Origin of the sequence: Paenibacillus sp. FSL H8-0122 (genome assembly GCF_038005345.1) — a bacterium.
Classification (GTDB): domain Bacteria; phylum Bacillota; class Bacilli; order Paenibacillales; family Paenibacillaceae; genus Paenibacillus_AQ.
Genome location: NZ_JBBOTB010000001.1, coordinates 1,268,005 through 1,286,609 on the forward strand (window position 1 = coordinate 1,268,005; position 18,605 = coordinate 1,286,609).

General features: G+C 51.4%; 11 protein-coding genes. 10 read left to right on the plus strand and 1 reads right to left on the minus strand.

Going from position 1 to position 18,605, the window contains the following annotated elements:
• Window positions 1-698 precede the first annotated feature (698 nt).
• From NSS64_RS05640 to NSS64_RS05685, 10 genes are all read left to right on the plus strand, one after another.
• Complete coding sequence (locus NSS64_RS05640; RefSeq protein WP_340939049.1) at window positions 699-2,282, plus strand: acyl CoA:acetate/3-ketoacid CoA transferase; 1,584 nt, start codon at window positions 699-701, stop codon at window positions 2,280-2,282.
• 56 nt (window positions 2,283-2,338) lie between these two features.
• The gene (locus NSS64_RS05645) at window positions 2,339-3,574 is read left to right on the plus strand and encodes an L-lactate MFS transporter (protein ID WP_340993847.1); all 1,236 of its coding nucleotides are present in this window, start codon (window positions 2,339-2,341) and stop codon (window positions 3,572-3,574) included.
• 80 nt (window positions 3,575-3,654) lie between these two features.
• Window positions 3,655-4,608 (plus strand): DUF561 domain-containing protein, encoded by a 954-nt coding sequence (locus NSS64_RS05650; RefSeq protein WP_209994621.1) that lies wholly within the window; start codon window positions 3,655-3,657, stop codon window positions 4,606-4,608.
• Window positions 4,609-4,718: 110 nt separating this feature from the next.
• Window positions 4,719-6,104, plus strand: coding sequence for a sigma-54 interaction domain-containing protein (locus NSS64_RS05655; protein WP_340939051.1), 1,386 nt, complete (start codon window positions 4,719-4,721; stop codon window positions 6,102-6,104).
• A gap of 65 nt (window positions 6,105-6,169) precedes the next feature.
• Window positions 6,170-8,287: a serine hydrolase gene (locus NSS64_RS05660; protein WP_341139481.1), complete on the plus strand. Its 2,118-nt coding sequence runs from the start codon at window positions 6,170-6,172 to the stop codon at window positions 8,285-8,287.
• Between the two features lie 409 nt (window positions 8,288-8,696).
• Complete coding sequence (locus tag NSS64_RS05665; protein ID WP_341139482.1) at window positions 8,697-10,913, plus strand: AraC family transcriptional regulator; 2,217 nt, start codon at window positions 8,697-8,699, stop codon at window positions 10,911-10,913.
• 423 nt (window positions 10,914-11,336) lie between these two features.
• Window positions 11,337-12,110, plus strand: a complete 774-nt coding sequence (locus NSS64_RS05670) for an ABC transporter permease (RefSeq protein ID WP_341139483.1) — start codon at window positions 11,337-11,339, stop codon at window positions 12,108-12,110.
• A 20-nt stretch (window positions 12,111-12,130) separates the two neighbouring features.
• A complete protein-coding gene (locus tag NSS64_RS05675) occupies window positions 12,131-13,003 on the plus strand; it encodes a carbohydrate ABC transporter permease (RefSeq protein ID WP_341139484.1) in 873 nt (290 codons plus the stop codon).
• Between the two features lie 79 nt (window positions 13,004-13,082).
• On the plus strand, window positions 13,083-14,666 hold the full coding sequence (locus tag NSS64_RS05680) for an extracellular solute-binding protein (RefSeq protein WP_341139485.1): 1,584 nt from the start codon (window positions 13,083-13,085) through the stop codon (window positions 14,664-14,666).
• Entirely contained in the window at window positions 14,653-16,092 is a 1,440-nt protein-coding gene (locus tag NSS64_RS05685) for a glycosyl hydrolase family 28 protein (RefSeq protein ID WP_341139486.1), read from the plus strand. The genes NSS64_RS05680 and NSS64_RS05685 overlap by 14 nt, the downstream gene beginning before the upstream one ends.
• Window positions 16,093-16,289: 197 nt before the next feature.
• Here NSS64_RS05685 and NSS64_RS05690 read toward each other — a convergent pair whose 3' ends face one another.
• Complete coding sequence (locus NSS64_RS05690) at window positions 16,290-18,365, minus strand: RICIN domain-containing protein (protein ID WP_341139487.1); 2,076 nt, start codon at window positions 18,363-18,365, stop codon at window positions 16,290-16,292.
• Between the last annotated feature and the right edge of the window lie 240 nt (window positions 18,366-18,605).

Consider the following 18,605-nt stretch of genomic DNA (forward strand, 5'->3'; position numbering starts at 1 on the left):
GTGTACAACCCTTTCGGCTCTTTTTTTGAACTGACATTCCCCTGATCTGCTGTTGCAAATCTGCAATTAGCCCTCCGTAAGAAAAATATTTTATTTTTTTTGGCCGCGCTACAATGTCTTGAAGTCTCATCTCCAACACTTTGTCTGATCGGCCGGGCAGGATATGTCATGGAACGCTTGATTTCATACCCAGCCAACCCGGCTGGAGAAAAAAAGTGTGGTTTTTTTGCGACTCGCAGGCCCCGCGGGAATACAGATGAAGCACTAAAGAAATTAACGAAAAGCAAAAAGAAGCGGAGGGGGAATTTGGAGCTGGAGGAGCGGTAGCGTCCGCCTGAAAGCTTTCCATAGGAAAGCTAGCATCGGAAGCATCAGCTGTCACCGGATTTCAACCGCTATTAGCGGTAAAAATCAAGAAATCTGGTGGCGGGCAGCGGCCGGAAGTCCAAATGTTCACCGCAGCGACGACCAAGCTTTGAGTTCAAACAAGCCAGTCGCAAAAAAACAACAGAAAAATACCTTGAATTCAAGGCATTTTGGAGCTATTGACCGGTCTTTTTTTCTGTATTACGATGACATTGAGAAAACTTTCACAAGGAAAATGAGACGCACAGAGCAGCAATTAGGAGACACACAGAAGGGTCATTATTTTTTTAACAACTGTAGTGAAATAATTCACATAAAGAGGAGCAGATGAAATGACAAAAGTAATTTCAGCCGCCAAAGCAGCGGAACTTATCAAGGACGGGGATACCGTAGCAGCAAGCGGATTCGGATTATCCTGCTGGGCAGAAGAGATGGGGATCGCCATTGAAGAGCGCTTCGTGAAGACCGGCGAACCGAAGAATCTGACCGTAATGCATGCCAGCGCAGTCGGCAACCGCCGCGATAAGGGCATGAGCCACCTGGGACATGAAGGCCTCATCAAACGCTGGATTGGCGGTATCGCCATCGCTTCCCCCGGGCTAGCTAAGCTGATTGAAGAGGATAAATGCGAAGCCTACAACCTGCCTCAGGGTGTGATTACCCAGCTCTACCGGGAGATTGCCGCCAAGCGCCCGGGTGTGATTACCAAGGTGGGTATGGAGACCTTCGTTGATCCCCGCGTTGAGGGCGGCAAGATGTCCCCGTCCACCAAGGAGGACATTGTGAAGGTGATTGAACTTGAAGGTGAAGAGTGGCTGTTCTACAAGGCCTTCCCGATTCAGATCGCCCTGATCCGTGGAACCGTAGCGGACGAGAACGGCAATCTCACCTTGGAAAAAGAAGGCCTGCACATGGAGGTTCTGCCGATCGCCCAAGCGGTCCGCAACTCCGGAGGCATCGTGATCGCCCAGGTAGAGACCGTAGCCAAGAACGGCACGCTCCATCCGAAGGATGTGAAGGTTCCGGGCATTCTGGTAGATTATCTCGTCGTGTCCACCCCGGAGAATCATTACCAGACCGAGAATACACAGTACAATCCGGCCTTCTCCGGTCATGTCAAAGTGCCGGTGGATTCGATTGAGATCCTGCCGCTCGATGAGCGCAAAATCATCTCCCGCCGCACAGCCGTAGAGCTTCAGCCGAATACCATTCTGAATCTCGGAGTCGGCATCCCGGTGAATGTAGCGAACATTGCGGCTGAAGAGGGCGTAGACGACCAGCTCATTCTGACGACAGAGGCAGGCTCGATCGGCGGGGTTCCCGCAGGGCTGAAGGACTTCGGCCATGCGTACAACTCTGAGGCGATTGTAGATCATGATGCCCAGTTCGATTTCTATGACGGCGGCGGCATTGACCTGTCCGTCCTTGGCCTGGCCCAGACGGATGAGTCGGGGAATGTCAATGTCAGCAAATTCGGCACACGGGTAGCGGGCTGCGGCGGATTCATCAATATCTCTCAGGCGGCGAAGAAGCTGGTGTTCGCGGGTACTTTTACAGCGGGCGGGCTGCAGATTAAGGTAGAGAACGGCAAGCTACACATCGTTCAAGAGGGCAAAGCCAAGAAATTCATCAAAAAGGTACAGCAGATCACCTTCAGCGGATCCTATGCCGCCAAGGTACAGCAGCCGGTTGTGTATGTGACGGAACGCGCCGTCTTTGAACTGCTGAACGGTAAAATGACCTTAACCGAAATCGCGCCAGGCATCGACCTGCAGACAGAGATTCTGGATCAGATGGACTTCAAGCCGGTCATTTCACCGGACCTGAAGGAGATGGACGCGGCCATGTTCCAGGAGAACTGGGGCAAGCTGAAGTCGATGATCGCAGATAAGAACCGGGTGCTGCAGGAAGTGTAGTCAATGTAATCACCGTAAGCTGAACTTATACAACTAACTAAAAAAGGGATGATACCATGAACGTACAGTTGAACCGCTGGAGGATCTTGATTGCATCAACGATCATTAATATCTGTGTAGGCGCCATTTATGCTTTCAGTATTTTCGCACTGCCATTAACGAAGGTCTTCAGCGTGAGCATGCCGGATATTATGATTGCTTTTACCATTAATGCAGCAATTTCCCCGATTCCGATGATCCTGGGCGGTAAGCTGGTGGATAAAGGGGGAGCGAGGAAGGCGGTCTTCATCGGCGGTGCGATGTTCGGGATTGGCTTCATTCTCTCCGGCCTGGCTACTGCACCTTGGATGCTGTATATCACCTATGGTGTCATTACCGGGATTGGCCAGGGAATCGTGTATTCCTCGACCATTGGCAACAGCGTGAAGCTCTTTCCGGATAAAAGAGGTCTGGCAGCAGGGATTGTTACAGCCGGATATGGCGGCGGCACCATCGCTATTGCTCCTATCGCTAATGCGCTGATCACCAGCAATGGTGTACAATCTGCTCTAATTACGCTCGGCGTAGCTTTCCTGGTGATTATTCTGGGTCTTGGCCTGCTCGTCAGACCTGCCCCGGCGGGTTATGCTCCTGAAGGCTGGACCCCTCCGGTAACCGGAGCAGCCAAGGCGGGAGTGAATGTACCATGGCATGAAATGATCAAGAAGCCGTTATTCTATGTGATTGCCTGCCTGTTCCTGATCGGAGCGCTGTCTGGTATGATGGTAACCGCAAATGCATCAGTGATCGGTCAGAAAATGTTCGGCTTAACCGCAGCAGCAGCAGCACTCTACGTAAGCTTGTACTCGCTGAGCAACTGCCTTGGCCGTGTATTCTGGGGCGCAGTGTCCGATAGAATCGGCCGCGTGAAATGCCTGCTCATGATTTATCTCGTCATTGCGGCGATGATGCTTACGATTGCTCTATCATCTTCTGTAGCCGGATTTGCTGTCGCCATTGCCGGGATCGGCTTATGCTTCGGCGGAACGATGGGCATCTTCCCGTCCATTGTCGGTGAGAAGTTCGGCATGAAATATTACGGTGTGAACTACGGGGTAACCTTCATCGGCTACTCGGGAGCCGCGTTCTTCGGCCCGAGAATTGCCGGCAGTGTGGCAGCAGCCAATGACGGCAACTTCACGAACGCCTTTTACATTGCGCTGGTCATCTCCCTGGTCGGCTTCGCCCTAACCTTCGTCTACAAAGCGATGGAGAAGCAGAAGCCCGAGCCGGAAGTGGCTAAGGCGGCTTAAGGAAGTCCGGAAGTTCAAATTTTACCGCAGCGACGGATAAGCTTAAACACAACATTAATTAATATATGGAGGTAATTATAATGTCGATTACACAACTGTTAGGAATTAAATATCCGATTTTCCAGGGCGGTATGGCTCAGATTGCTGTGTCTCCGCTGGTAGGCGCTGTGTCCAATGCGGGCGGGCTGGGTATTATCGGCTCCGGCGGATTCACCGCCGACCGGCTCCGTGACGAGATCCGCAAGGCCAAAGCAAGCACTGACAAGCCTTTTGCCGTCAACCTGATGCTGATGATGAACAATATCCCTGAGCTGATCCAGGTTATTATTGAAGAAGGCGTGAAGATTGTAACTACAGGCGCAGGTACACCGGCTCCATATATGCCCATTCTGAAGGAACATGGCATTATCGTGATTCCGGTAGTCCCTTCCGTCAAAATCGCCAAGAAAATGGAAGCGCTCGGTGTGGATGCGATTGTAGCCGAGGGAACCGAAGCGGGCGGACATGTGGGTGAGACTACAACCATGGCTCTGCTTCCACAAGTCGCCAGTGCGGTATCCATTCCGGTAATTGGCGCCGGCGGGATTGCCGATGGACGCGGGATTGCCGCTGCTTTTGCACTCGGAGCGCAAGGGGTTCAGGTTGGCACCCGGTTCCTCGCGACCGTGGAATGCCCGACACATGAGAATTTCAAGCTGGCAGTCATTAACGCCGATGATACCAGCACAACCGTAACTGGCCGCAGCCTTGGCGGTCCGGTAAGAAGCATCAAGAACAGCATGATTGCCGAATTCCTTAGAATGGAGAATGAGAAGGCTTCGCGCGAAGAGCTGGAGAGCTTAAGCCTGGGTTCCCTGCGCAGAGCCGTATTCGAAGGAGATACCGATACCGGCTCCGTTATGGCCGGACAGATCTGCGGGATGGTCAACAAGATTACCACCGTGGAAGAGATGATCACCACCATGTTCGCTGAGGCGCAGGAAGTCATGGAGAAGATGGGGAAAGTAACCTTTGAATCCGTAGTTCATGCTTAATTAAAGTTTGATCTGCATTAGCCAAGTGGTATCATTTAAATAATGATGCTGTTTGGCTTTTTGTCTAGCCGGAATGTAAGCGTTCATATTATGGTATAGGACTGATGAATGTGACCAAAAAAAACAAAAATACAGGGAAACCCGCGCTCGACGAATTCGTGGAAGAATATCCGTCAACGTTATTTGTTACCGATCAGAACGGGAATATCCTGATTTCCAATGAATTCACCGCTCTAACCATCGGCATCCATCTGGAGGAGCTGCTCAAGGCGAATGTCCAGGATCTGGTGAAGGCGGGCTATTACAGTCATTCCATCACGATGGAGGCTATTGCGACGAAGCAAAAGGTAACCAATACCGTCAATACCTCCAGAGGCTTCCATGTGTTCTCGTCGGCGATTCCCATTCTGGATAAGGATGGGGAGGTACAGCTGGTAGTTACCACCTCCAATGAATTCAGCCAGGAGCATAACTATTATGAAGCGAATGTGCCAGTGGCCCAGCAGATCCATAAGCAGTTAGGCGGTGCTGCCGCAGAGAAGAAGAAGGGAATCGTGGCCGAGAGTCTGGCGATGAAGCAGATTATCAAGGTGTGCAACCAGATTGCTTCTTACGACAGCAAGGTGCTGATCTATGGCGAATCCGGGACGGGTAAAGAGGTGATCGCCAAGTATATCCATCTGAAGAGCGAGAAGTGGAAGGGGCCGTTCATTCCGATTAACTGCGCTGCGATTGCTCCGGCTCTATTCGAATACGAATTGTTCGGGTACGAGAAGGGCGTCCTTGAAGGTCAGACCGAGGTCAAGGCGGGTATGATCGAAATTGCGAGCGGCGGAGTGCTGTTCCTGGATGAGATTGCAGATCTGCCGATGGAGATGCAGGCCAAATTATTGCGGGTGCTTGAAAATAATGAAGTGAGACGCGTGGGCGGCATTACCAATATTCCGGTCCATTGCCGGGTGATTGCAGCTACCAACCGGGATCTGTGGAGTCTGGTCAAAAAGGGGCTGTTCCGCGAAGATCTGTATTACCGGATTAATGTGATTCCGATTCATATTCCCCCACTGCGCAACCGGAAGCTGGACCTGGTAGGGTTAATCTCCAGCTTCATCACCAGCTTCAATGAGATGTACGGCAAGAAATATGTGCTGAGTGCCGAAGAATTCGATAAGATGCTGAACCAGCCCTGGCATGGGAATGTTAGAGAATTAAGGAATTACATCGAGCGGCTGGTGGTGACCGAGCATGTGGGCCAGAGCGTACAGGAAGAGGAGCAGATTGGCGACTGGTTCTCCCTCGACCACTTCATTGAGAAGAATAAGCATCAGCTCGCAAGTCTGAAGGATTTCACTGCCGTGGCGGAGGGACATTATATCCAAAAAGTACTGCAGGATTGTAACGGGAACGGCACGGAGGCAGCCAAGCGCCTGAACGTTGACCGGTCGGTAATCTACAGAAAGCTGAAGAAGATGGAAGAGGTGCTGAGATTTAAATGAACCTATTTCCAGGATAAGACGTATTATCACTATGCGTGTTATTCTATGGAAATGGAGTGAATTGAATGAAACTATCATTGTTGCGCCGCCGCTCTGCCTTTTGGACGAGGACCGTGCTATCGGCTGCACTGGTTCTGACACTTACGGCTCCGGCTGTTCAGGCCGCTGCCGTTCCCCCTGCTTCTGCCCCTCCGGCAGCTGCCGCTGCAGCGGCCAAGCCGCTGACAACAGAGAATGCTGCGGCCTTCCTCAAGCAATTCTTCAGTTCGGATGCGGTGAAAGCGCAGCTATCCGGTGCGGTTGTTGTGGTGGTGAAGGATGGCAAGACAGTTATCGAAGAAGGCTTCGGATTCGCGGATAAGGATGCCAAAAGTAAGGTAGACCCTGACAAAACAGTCTTCCGTCTGGCCTCGGTATCCAAAACCTTCACTGCGACTGCCGCCATGCAGCTCGTTGAGCAAGGCAAGCTAGATTTGAAAGCGGATTTTCAAGTCTATACCGGTCCGATGGCCTTCGATAACCCCTTCGGGGTTCCGGTAACTGTGGGCGATCTGCTGACCCACACCACCGGCTTCCGCATTCAAGACCCGCTGCCGGAAGACATCAATGAGGATTTCACCACCAAGGTGTCCATTGAGGATTATGTGGTGAAGCATATGCCGCCGGTGGTTCGTGAGCCGGGCACTTCCTACATGTATGACAACTTCGCTTCGCTGCTGCTCGGTCTGGTGGTGGAGAAGGCCAGCGGTATGCCTTATGAGGATTATATGCAGCAGCATGTCTTCGCCCCGCTGAAGATGGATTCAAGCGGCTTCCTGCTGGAAGGCAAGCTGAAGGACAATCTTGCTACAGCCTATGACGCCACGGGCAAAAAGGTTGATCTCTACAACGTGACGCCGACCGTGATGCCGCATGGCGGCATGTTGTCCACCGGCGATGATGTCGGGAGGTTCATGACGGCTTTTCTGAACGGGGGAGCAGCGGGCACGAACCGCATCCTTAAGGCAGATACCGTACAATCGATGGAGGAATACCGTTCTTCCATTCACCCGATGCTGCCGAATACCACTTACGGCTTTGAATCGGCTTTCCAGCTTCCCGGCGCTGGCAGCAGCCCGAAGATTATCACCAAGGCCGGTGATTTGATTGGCTTCAGCTCTTATATGTTCCTTATTCCCGAGCAGAATACCGGGGTGTTCATTGGCTATAATCAGCAAAGTGCACTGCGGGAGCTGTTCTACCCGGCCTTTATCCAGACGTTCTTCCCGCAATATGCCGCACCGGTGAAGCTGGATGCTTACAAGCCGATGAGTGCTGATGCACTGAAGGCATTCACCGGCTACTATGCGGATCTCCGGATCAAGAGTCTGGTATCTACAGTGTCTGTGCAGAATGGTGCGCTAACGATTAATGATGCTTTGCTGGGTTCCCGCAAGCTGATCCAGATAGATGATAATCTGTTCAAGGATGAGCTGACCGGCAAATTAACGGGCTTCGCCATGAAGGATGGCGGACAAAGCGCGTATATGAAGGAGCCTTACCTCAATCCGTTCAGTTATGCCCAGAAGGGGCCGGACGGCGTTGGTTATGCCGACGTTCCTGCCAGCCATGCTTATGCCACTCCGGTGCGGATGCTCCAGTCGCTGGGGTATCTGACGAATGATGCCACGGTGAGCTTCCAGCCCGACTCGGGCGTTACGCGCGCCCAGTATGTGCGGCTGATGCTGGAGAGCAGCGGGCTCAAAGGAAGCACTACTGAGAAGCTGGCCTTCCCGGATGTGAAGGGTCATCCCGATGCCGCTTACATCCAGCAGGCGGTTGAGCTGGGAATGATTGAAGGAACGGCTAGCGGAGAATTCCAGCCGGACCGGGTCATCTCCCGCCAGGAGGCGGCAGTCATGATCTGGAGACTGTACAATGTGCAGTACCCGGATAAGCTGTTCGAGAAGGTGAAGCTGTCCGGCACTACGGACAAGTGGGCCGTTCCGGCGGTGAAAATGGCCGTCGCCCTGGGTCTGTACGGACCGGACTTCAAGCCGGATGCCAAGGGCGCTGTGGACTACAAGTCCAGAGCCGCGCTGAGCAAGAAAGAGAACGCAGCGATTCTATACGCGCTGTTCACGAACCCGATCAACCAGATCGTCGCCGGACTGAAGGAGAAGCCTGCGGAAGCGGGCAAATAATCCTAACTCAAAGACGGGGCTGTCCCAAAAGTAGTTTATCTACGAGTAGAGACAACCCCTTCTTATTTTCAAAACCGCAAAAAGGTCAAAAGAGCAATTATTCTCCCGTTACTGGAGAATGGTTGCTCTTTCTTTTTGTAGCAGCTGCCGTATTTTACGACCGCCTGAACGCTTCCTTTTCCAGCTCCTTTTACTTGTGTAAATTAGGTGCCGGGCAGAATCGCCTGTTTTCGCAAATAAAATGAATAAATTGAAAGATATTATAATAGTAAAGAAATTTAAAAAGCTGGTATCATGAAGAGAGTGCAGCTGCTTGCTTCCTTAGAGGTTATTGGAGGTTATTCGTGAAAGCGTTTTATTTAGCAGGTGCCGAATGAAGAGCGGGTATACAGAGAAAAGGGGGAGCAGCATGAACAAATACGGTTATAAAAAAACCATATTCAATCACCTGGTTTTATCCTATACCATTCTTTCTGTTGTTCTAATCAGTGCGATGGGCGGCTACTGGTATACCCAGGCCAACCGTATGATGGATCAGGAAATTGCTAAGGACAGTGTCACCCGGCTGAATGCCGTTCAGACGTTTATAGAACAGACACTGCTCAAAAAATATGAGGATAACCTGCAGAATAAGGCCTTATCCATCAATTTTATCCAAAGCAACGCCAACCTGAGCCAGCTGCTGTATGGGGGCTGGAAGGGGAATCTGAGCCGGGCGGCTTCCTTTAATAATGATTTGGAGTTCTTCAAGGTGGAGAATACGGGTGTCACTAATGTGGCTGTATATTTCCCAGGGAATGATTATGTGGTGGATGCAGACCAATTTTATATGAAAACAGCCAATTCGCTGGAATCGGGATTCTACTGGAAAATCGCCCATATGCCTTTGAAACAATGGACAGTCCGGACCAACGCAAACGGCGAGCAGGTGATCAGCTATGTGATGAAGCTTCCTTATCAATTACCGAGCGTGAAGGCTGCGGGGTATTTTATCATTGATGTTGGCGTGAATTATTTGCAGACCGTTGTGGCGCCGATGCTTAGTTCTCCTGAAGATAAGCTGCTGGTGTTGGATGGAGCGGATCATGTGCTGTTCTCAGCCGGTGCTGAGAACAGCAGAATAGATGAGCTTTTGCAGGAAGCGCTGGGTTCGGGATCTGCCCGGGAAAGAAGGATTAAGGAGGGAGGAGTGCCGGGAGTCTTATCACAGCTTCCATCCGTTCATTCGGCTCATCAATGGACCTATGCGATGTACCGGCCGACCAATACCGTAGAACTCTTCACCCAGCATCTAAAAACAGGGCTGTATACCGCCTCGGCCGTTATTATTCTGTTCGGACTCCTTATCTCGTTCCTGTTCTCCAAGCAGCTCTATATTCCCATTAAACAGCTCATGGCCAAAATCGGCAGCTTCCAGCCGGCGCATTCACATATCTCCCGCGGGAATGAGTATATGATTATCGGGGATACCTTTTCCTTAATGAAAGACAAAATTGTGGATCTGGAGTCCCAGGCGAGGAAGAATGAACTCATCAATCTGCTGCTGGGGGTCAGCCAGAGCGAAGAACATCAGGAGAGAGTACTGCCGGATACCGCTTATTGCGCAGTCTACCTTCAGCTTACCGCAGGAGAGCCGGAGGGATTAAAGGCTAGGTATGAACTCTACAGCACGCTTCCGGGAGAATTCATCTCTCTCAATGCAAAAGAAGCGGTCATTCTGTATTACCTGGAACAGGACTGTGAATTTGAACTGTCCGTTCTTATCAATGATCTGCAGGGGCTGCAGCGGATATCCGGCGAAGGCTGTACCTTCCAGGCCGCCATCGGCCGGAAGGTGAACTCTGCTGAGGACATTCCGGATTCCTACCAGACGGCGCAGCAGGCCAGCCGGTATCATTTTATCTATGGCAGGCATACGGTTATTTCATTTCATAAGACGCAGTCCCTGAATGCGGAGCCTCTGTTCTTCAATTTTGAGCATTACAGCAACGCACTGAAGGCAGGGGACCTTAAGGGAGTGAATGATTTCCTGGATACCTTTGTCTCTGCGCTGCATAAAGAAGAGGTTCAGATTGATGCCGCAGAGTTGGCCGTGCTTCAGTTAATTGCCCGGCTCTACCAGTGTGTGATCGAGCTGAAGCTGCAGCATCTGCTTCCGTATTCCAATCTGTTTGAGGAGCTGAAGAAGGATACCCTGTACGAAACGATGACAAGCATCCGGAAGCTGTGTACAGAAATTACAGAACTGATGAATGCTGAAGGCAATCATGCCCACGCAGAGGTTATCCGTACGTTACAAGCCTTCATATCCAGTCACCTGCATGAGGACTTATCGCTGCAGATTCTGTCCAGGGAAGTCTCGCTGGCACCAGCTTATATCTCTACCTTGTTCAGTGAAGTAACCAAAACCCCGTTCACCGAATATGTAACGAAGCTGAGACTGCAGAAGGCCGCCGAGCTGCTGATTGCCGATTCACGGCTGTCTATCGCAGGGATTGCCGAGCAGGTCGGCTACCGTAATCCGCAATATTTTCACAGTAAATTCAAAGCCCGGTACGGAGTCACCCCTGTCCAATACAGGAAATCACATAAGGATCACGCGGATTGGATTACTTTGGAGAACTGAATGCTCTTTTCGGATCAGGCCCGGCTGTGCACACAGTCTGGGTCTTTTTTGCAGATAAAAGTGGATAAAGGCTGACATAATTGAACTTCTGCAGGTTGAAAAACGAAAGAAAGTATAAGGAAATGAATGAAGTTGAACTAGAAAAAGCGCTTCCATATATCTAAACTTACATTTGTGAGCGGCACATGATGAATATACCGAGTTTGTCTATTTTGGAAAGGAGCAACTGTAATGACCTCGCTAGTCACTCCGGACGGGAAAACCCGGCCCGGGAGGAAAACCTCAAAGATCGCAGCAGTATGGAAAGAATATAAAAAATGCAGGTATCTCTTTCTATTACTTACACCCGTACTGATCTGGTACGCCGTATTCGCATACTCGCCTTTGTATGGAATTCAGCTGGCATTCAAGGATTTTCGGATTATGGATGGGATCTGGGGGAGCCCCTGGGTCGGACTGAAGCATTTCAAATTTCTGTTCCTGCAATCACCTGACTTCTTCAAAATTCTGGAGAATACGGTTGTCATCAGTATCTATCATATTGTATTCGGCTTCCCCGCGCCGATCATTCTTGCGCTGATGATTAATGAGATCCGGTCATCCAAGTTTAAGAAGGTCGCCCAATCGCTTACCTATCTGCCCCATTTCTTCTCTTGGGTCATTCTGGGCGGGATTCTGATCACCTTACTCTCTCCGTCCACCGGAGTGGTGAACTACCTTATTACATTGGTGGGTCTGGACCCGATCTATTTTCTTGGTGATCCCCATTATTTCAGATTTACACTGGTGACCTCGGCAATCTGGAAGGAAGTAGGCTGGGGGACGATTATCTATCTGGCTGCGCTGACGGGAGTTTCCCCCGATTTATATGAAGCAGCTGTCATGGATGGGGCAAGCAGGTGGAAGCAGACGCTCAAAATCACGCTCCCGTCCATCCTGCCCGTTATTGTGCTGATGCTTATCCTGCGCATGGGCGGAATTCTTGACGCAGGCTTCGACCAGATATTGAACCTGTACTCGCCCGCAACCTACGGAGTAGCTGATATTCTGGATACGTATGTCTACCGGGTAGGCCTGCAGAATTTTCAATTCAGTCTGACGACTGCGGTAGGGTTATTCAAGAATGTGATCGCTTTCATGCTGGTGCTGTTCACCAACTATATCTCGAAGAAGCTGGGGCAAGACGGATTATTCTAATTTGAAAGGAGCACCAGGCAGTGAGACAAGGCAAAGGAAGTACGTTGTTTCAAATCTTTCTGATTTCGTTCATGGTTATTCTCTGCATGATCATGTTATATCCATTCGTTCATATGCTGTCTATCTCCTTCAGCAGTCCCGCAGAGTCGTTAAGACTGGGCATCCACCTGTACCCGAAGCAGGTATCCTTGTATGCATGGGAACGGGTACTCGGGAAAACGGATATCTGGATCGGCTTCGGCAATACCGTCTTCAGAACCGTAGTGGGTACGGTATGCTCCGTTCTCTTCATGTCCATGGGGGCTTACCCCCTGTCAAGAAGATATCTGCCCCACCGCAATGTGTTTACGCTCCTGATCGTATTTACGATGTTCTTCGGCGGCGGTCTGATTCCAACCTACTTCCTGATTAAGAACCTCGGGCTGCTGGATACCCGTGCGGTATACATATTGCCGGGGCTGGTCAGCACCTTCTCCATGCTCATTCTGCGCAATTTCTTTCAGGCCATCCCGGATGAGCTTGAGGATTCAGCCAAAATTGACGGGGCGAACGATTTGCGGATTCTTTTCCAGATTGTATTGCCGCTGTCTCTGCCGGTTCTGGCTACACTTTCTCTATGGTCGGCGGTTGGACACTGGAACGCCTGGTTTGATGCCGTGCTCTACATCCAGGATCCCAACAAGCAGGTCTTGACCACCTTTTTGCGGAGGGTCGTGATCACAGGCGAGGATCTTTCCATGTACGCCTCCAATACAACAAACACGGCTTTGGGATATCAGGAGCCGATTAAGGCGGCCACCCTGATGTTCACGGCTCTGCCGATTATCATTGTCTATCCGTTCCTGCAAAAGTATTTCGTCAAAGGAACAATGGTAGGCTCGCTCAAAGGGTAACAGGTTGTACTCAATCTGCTGTACAGGCAGTATTGTTTAAATAACAAGCACCAGAGGAAAAAGGGAGGATATTAGAAAAATGAAAACAAAGACAGGGTTGACCGGCATGGCAGCGTTGCTGCTGTCCGCATCATTGCTTGCCGGCGGTTGCAGCAATGACGGGAATAATAGTGCTTCTTCATCCAATGCTCCGGCGAATCCGGGAACGGAAGCGCCGATCGAAATCACTTGGGCGAACAACTGGAATGCGCCGGAAGCCGACAATAACTATGTGCAGAAATTCATTGAGCAGAAATTCAACGTCAAAATTAAAAATGTGAAATTTGAAACGGCAACCTGGAAAGAACAACTCGGGGTCATGCTTGCCTCCGGCAACATACCGGATGTTCTGGCGGTCGATGGAAGTGTCGGGGACATGGTGCAATGGGCCGATCAGGGCGTAATCGCCAGCATTCCGGAGGAGGATATTAAGACTTATATGCCCAAATATGTGGCAGACGTGGAGAGTGTTGATCCCAAGGCATGGGATGCCGGGAGCTATAACGGCAAGAATTGGGGAGTTCCAAAGGTATGGTCCAACGGCAGCACAGGCTTCATGCCGGCGTATAACGGACAATGGCTGAAAGCGGTTGGCTATAACGAGGCTCCCAAAGATCTGACGGAGCTGGAGGAGGTCTTGACCAAGTTCACGAATGGCGATCCGGACGGCAACGGCAAGAAGGATACCTTCGGAATGTCCGGACGCGGTAAAGATGCGCAAATGCAGATGTTTAATCCCATTTTTGCCGCTTACGGTGTGAACCCGTTCCAGTTCAAGCTGGGTTCGGACGGTAAAGTGGAATACGGTGCGATTACGGAGGGAGCCAGACAAGGATTGGCACTGCTGAACAAATGGTTCGAGGCGGGAATTATTGATCCGGAATTCGTTACAGACGACAACGGCTCCATTCAGAACAAGTTCATCAGCCTGCGTACAGGAATGTTCGATACCGGCATGTGGCATCATCTGTATAAGGACGGCTACTTCGGACAGGTATCGGCAGATAAGGGAATTGAGCTGGTTCCGGGGACTCCGCTTACCGGGCCGGACGGCAAGAAGTATGCATTCTCCAATGGCGCCTTGCAGCCTCCTATCTTCTTCGGCGTCCAGCTTGAGAAGGAAGATCAGAAGAGACAGAGAATTCTGGAGATCCTGGAGTATGTCGCCACGGATGCGGAAGGCTATCTGACCACCACTTTCGGCCAGGAAGGGGTAACGTATAATCTGGAGGGCGATTTGGCCGTTGCTATTGAGAATCCTGCGGAGACCTTGGCCGCATTAGGTGTAGGCTTCTATAATCCGCTAGGCGGCAAGGTGGAAGCGATGACCAAGTATCATTTCTCTGCCGACAAAATTGCCTTCCGCGACATGCACACCAAAATCGACGGACTCACTGTGCTGACAGACCTGATGCAATCGACTGTTATGACTACAAAAGCGCAATATGAGACGATTCTGAATACGCTTCAGACCCAGTTTTATATTAAAGCTATCACAGGAGAAGCAGACACGGACAAAGCATTCGATGATTTCAAAGCCCAGTGGCTGAAGTCAGGCGGACAAGCGGAGCTTGATGAAGCCCAGAAGATCTACGAAGAGCGGAGTGGGAATGTTGCCAGCTGAGAATTGGATTCATGTCTATCCGGTACCGGAGGGTGCTGTGCACAACCCGGATTTCTCCGTCCGCGTCCGGACGCCGGGTGAGGAGTGGAAGCCGCTCTTCAGCTACAATGTCAAAGTGGATATGCACAATGTACGGAACGCATCAATGGTTATGTTCGATTGCTCCGGAACGGTGGACATTGAAGTGGAGTATCATCCTGAGACGATCCGCGAGGCCGTGATCCGGCCGCTATCAGCCGGTTTACATGCTGAAATAGGCAGTCGGAGCTTGTCGTTCACCATAGACGGGCCCAAGCTGCTGTCGGTTGAAGTCAATGGCGAACGGTTTCATAATCTTCATATTTTTGCGAATCCGCCGGAAGAGCAGCTGCCGGACATGGAAGGCGGTGAGCTTCTGATACTGGAGCCGGGACTGCATAACACAGAGCAGCTTCAGCAACAGCTGGAGCATCCTGCGGATGCTTGCGCCCAGCGAATCGTGATCTTCAGACCGGGTATTCACCGGCTGAGTGAGCCGCTGCTGCATCTTCCATCCTGCAGCACGGTATATATTCCGGGAGGTGCAGTAGTTTATGGAGGTTTTGTGTGTGACGGGGTTCATGACGTGACGGTTAAAGGCAGGGGCATCCTGTACATGTCGGATTACGAGAAGAATACCTTTTACCGGGGCTTCGAAATTAGGTATTCAAGTCATATCCACATCGAAGGGATAACCGTGATTGATCCCCCGCACTACACCGTACTTCTTGGCCAGTCGGAGCATATCCTGATCCGTAACCTGAAATCGTTCAGTACGCGCGGCTGGTGTGACGGTATCGATATGATGGCCTGCAAACAGGTCACGATTGAAGGAGGGTTCCTCCGCACATCTGACGACTGCATCGCGGTATATGCTTCGCGCGGCGAATTCCGGGGGGATACACGGGATGTCTCGGTCAGCGGCTCCATCCTGTGGGCCGATGTCGCCCATCCGGTGAATATCGGCACACACGGTGATTATGACGGGGAAGGCGATGTGATTGAGAATATCCGGTTCACGGAGCTCGATATCCTGGAGCATCATGAGCCCCAGCCTGATTACTGGGGCTGTCTGGCGATTAACGCAGGCGACAACAATACCGTCCGTAAGGTAGCGTATGAGGATATCCGGATTGAATCGTTTGAGCTTGGTGAATTGTTCAATCTGCGGGTATTGCAGAACGAGAAATATAACCCGGCTCCGGGCAAGCGGATCGAACAGATCACCTTCAGGAACATTCACTTTAACGGTACCTGCACGAACCCTTCACATATTGAGGGGTATGACGATGCACGGGTTGTCCAGGACGTTACTTTCGAGAATGTAACCGTGAATGGCAGCGCGTTTCAATTAGAAGAGCCGTATGTCATTATCGGGAAGCATACTCAGGGGATAAAGGTGTTGTGAGGGAGCGTCCTAAAAGTGGATTGTCTGCAAGCTGAGGCAGGTACCTTCTTTTAATGCATACAAGTCAACAGAGCAGCGCTTCTCCTGTTATGGGGGGAGCGCTGCTCTGTGTTTTGGGCGATGCATTCCCCGCTTAAACAACGGTCCGTTCACGCAGCGTCCATCCAAGTGCCAACGTACATCCTTCTCAAACAGGCTTAAGGAGTGACCTCGGTAAAGGTAGCATCTGCGTTAAATGCAGAACCGGACTCGGCCTGAGCGAATAAAAGATAATTGCTGTGACGCAAATATTTGGTCTGGTCTGCCCACATCTGATAAGAGGACTTCTGCGGGTCGGCCAATCCGGCCACACGGCGGAAGGTCGCTTCATTGTTAAAGGCTGCTGTGCTGTCGTTCTGGTCCAGCCATACCTCCCCGCTCGCACGAACCCGCAGGAACCGTCCCGGGTAATTGACAGACTCGAACGATACACCACCCGCATTAGCCAGCCCGGTTACCATCTTGAATTGTGAATCTTGAGCAGGGGAGACGCCGGCGTCTATCCGGGCGCGGTAGCTGCTGTGCCGGAGGAAGCGGTCCGGATAGTTATACGACTGCAGGCGGACATTCACGGAGACCGGTTCGAGTCTCCATTGCTGGTGGCTGCCGAGAGTGTACCTCCATTGATCAATCAGGGCAGCTTCACTAGTTGAGGAGTTGACTACATCGGCTGGCTTATTGGAATGCACAGGGGTAATCCGGAAATATCCGCTGCCCGTAGGGATGAAAGCAAACTTTTGATGGTCTCCGCCGTTGCCGGAGTACACTTGGAATTTGGCTCCATGATTCAGTGAGCCGCTTGCGACCTCGAGGAACAGCCCGCTCTGTGCATTCTTAATGCTGTACTGGCCGCCGCCTAGATGAGTTACGGTCCATTGCTGGCTGACTGCTCCAGTATAGGTTGATTTCCTTACCGGGGAGTTGTTCGCCGTACCGGCGGCTTCCATAGCCTTGCCGTCCAAACGGACGGAGAAGCGGTAAGTACCATCCGGAATATTGCCTCCTGGAAGAGAGGCCGATTCCCCGGAGCCAGCCGGGCGGGTATAGAGTAGTGTGCCGAATCCAAGCTGGTCAAAGGTAGAGGGATACTGCGTATTGGCGCCTCCTTCCGGTCTTGCCAGCGCGGCACGGGCGGCGATATTGGGGACCGCCATTCCCTTCCGGCTGGCATAATGGTTGTAGATCATTTCCCAGATGGGGCGGGGCTCATTGCGGTTGGCATCGGAGACAATGGTCTGGGACTGGACGGCGCCGTTCGTCCCCGTGCCCCACTCATAGGCGGCAAACGGCACCTCTGCTCCGTTATTGTATTTGGCTACATATTCGGCGGCCCGCAGGAAGCGGTTGTTCGCCCAGCCATAGAGGTCGTCGCCCTGATGCCAGGCCATTTCGTTAATCACAGCCATCAGACCGACGCCAAGCTGGGTATGCGCCTGGTCACGCCCGGATTCCTGCCACTGGGCCAGTCCGTTCGGATGCAGGAAGGGAATCGCGTTATAAATCGAGCCATTGCCGGCCCCATGCTTGTAATATTCTACTCCAATATTGTAGATATCCGCACGGTCACAGAAGATCCCGATAGCCACAGTCGAAGCCATATTAGCGAGATCCCAGTTGGCCCAGTAATTTTGGATGTAGGCGTCATTGTGGTCCTGGCCGTATTCATTGCCGATCAAGAACCGTTCATTCAGCGGCTTGTAAAAGACATTGATCAGCATGTCCTGCATCTGCGTTAGATTAAAGCCGGGATAATCCCGCATAAGTTCGGCCGCATTAGCCAGTTCATAACCATACAAGCCGGAAGCCAGATAACGGTCCGCATTACCTGAGACGGCTGTAAGGGTGGAAGACCAGGCGTTCAGAATATCGCGCGCGGTGTCTCCGTGGGCTGTACTGCCGCTGATCTTCCAGCGCAGGGCATTCTGGTAAGCACGGGCTGTATCATTATAGAGCAGAGCCACATTATCCCCGGTACCGCCTCGGATAATTGTGGAGGTTGCCCGCGGGGTCCAGCCAGCCTCCGAGAGCGGGCTGTTCATGAGCTGGTTCCACCCGTCCAGAACCGGCTGGGTTCCGGCATTCACCATCTGCCTCATACGGTTGAAATCCGCCTGCGAATGCAGCAGGCCCGGATGTGCAAATGCGTCTGCCGCGTCCGCTTTCTTCACCGGCATGAGCCCGGTTATACCGGCTGCAAGGGTGAGGATAAACAGGATCATCACAAATTTTTTCATGTATCAGCTCTCCTTCTTATTATGGAATCGCTTCCATTCAGTAATATAGTCCATTTCTGTCCGGAAATAAATTCCAATTATATTAGAATGAGTGCAATAATTTATGCTTTTCATAATCTGGATCTTCCCCGCGCGGGGATTGGAAGCTGTGTCAAAGTTCAATTGAAAACATAAGAAAACAAAAGAATTTGCAATAGATAGCAGCTTGGGAATTTGCTATGATGAGCCGTGTTTCCGCGA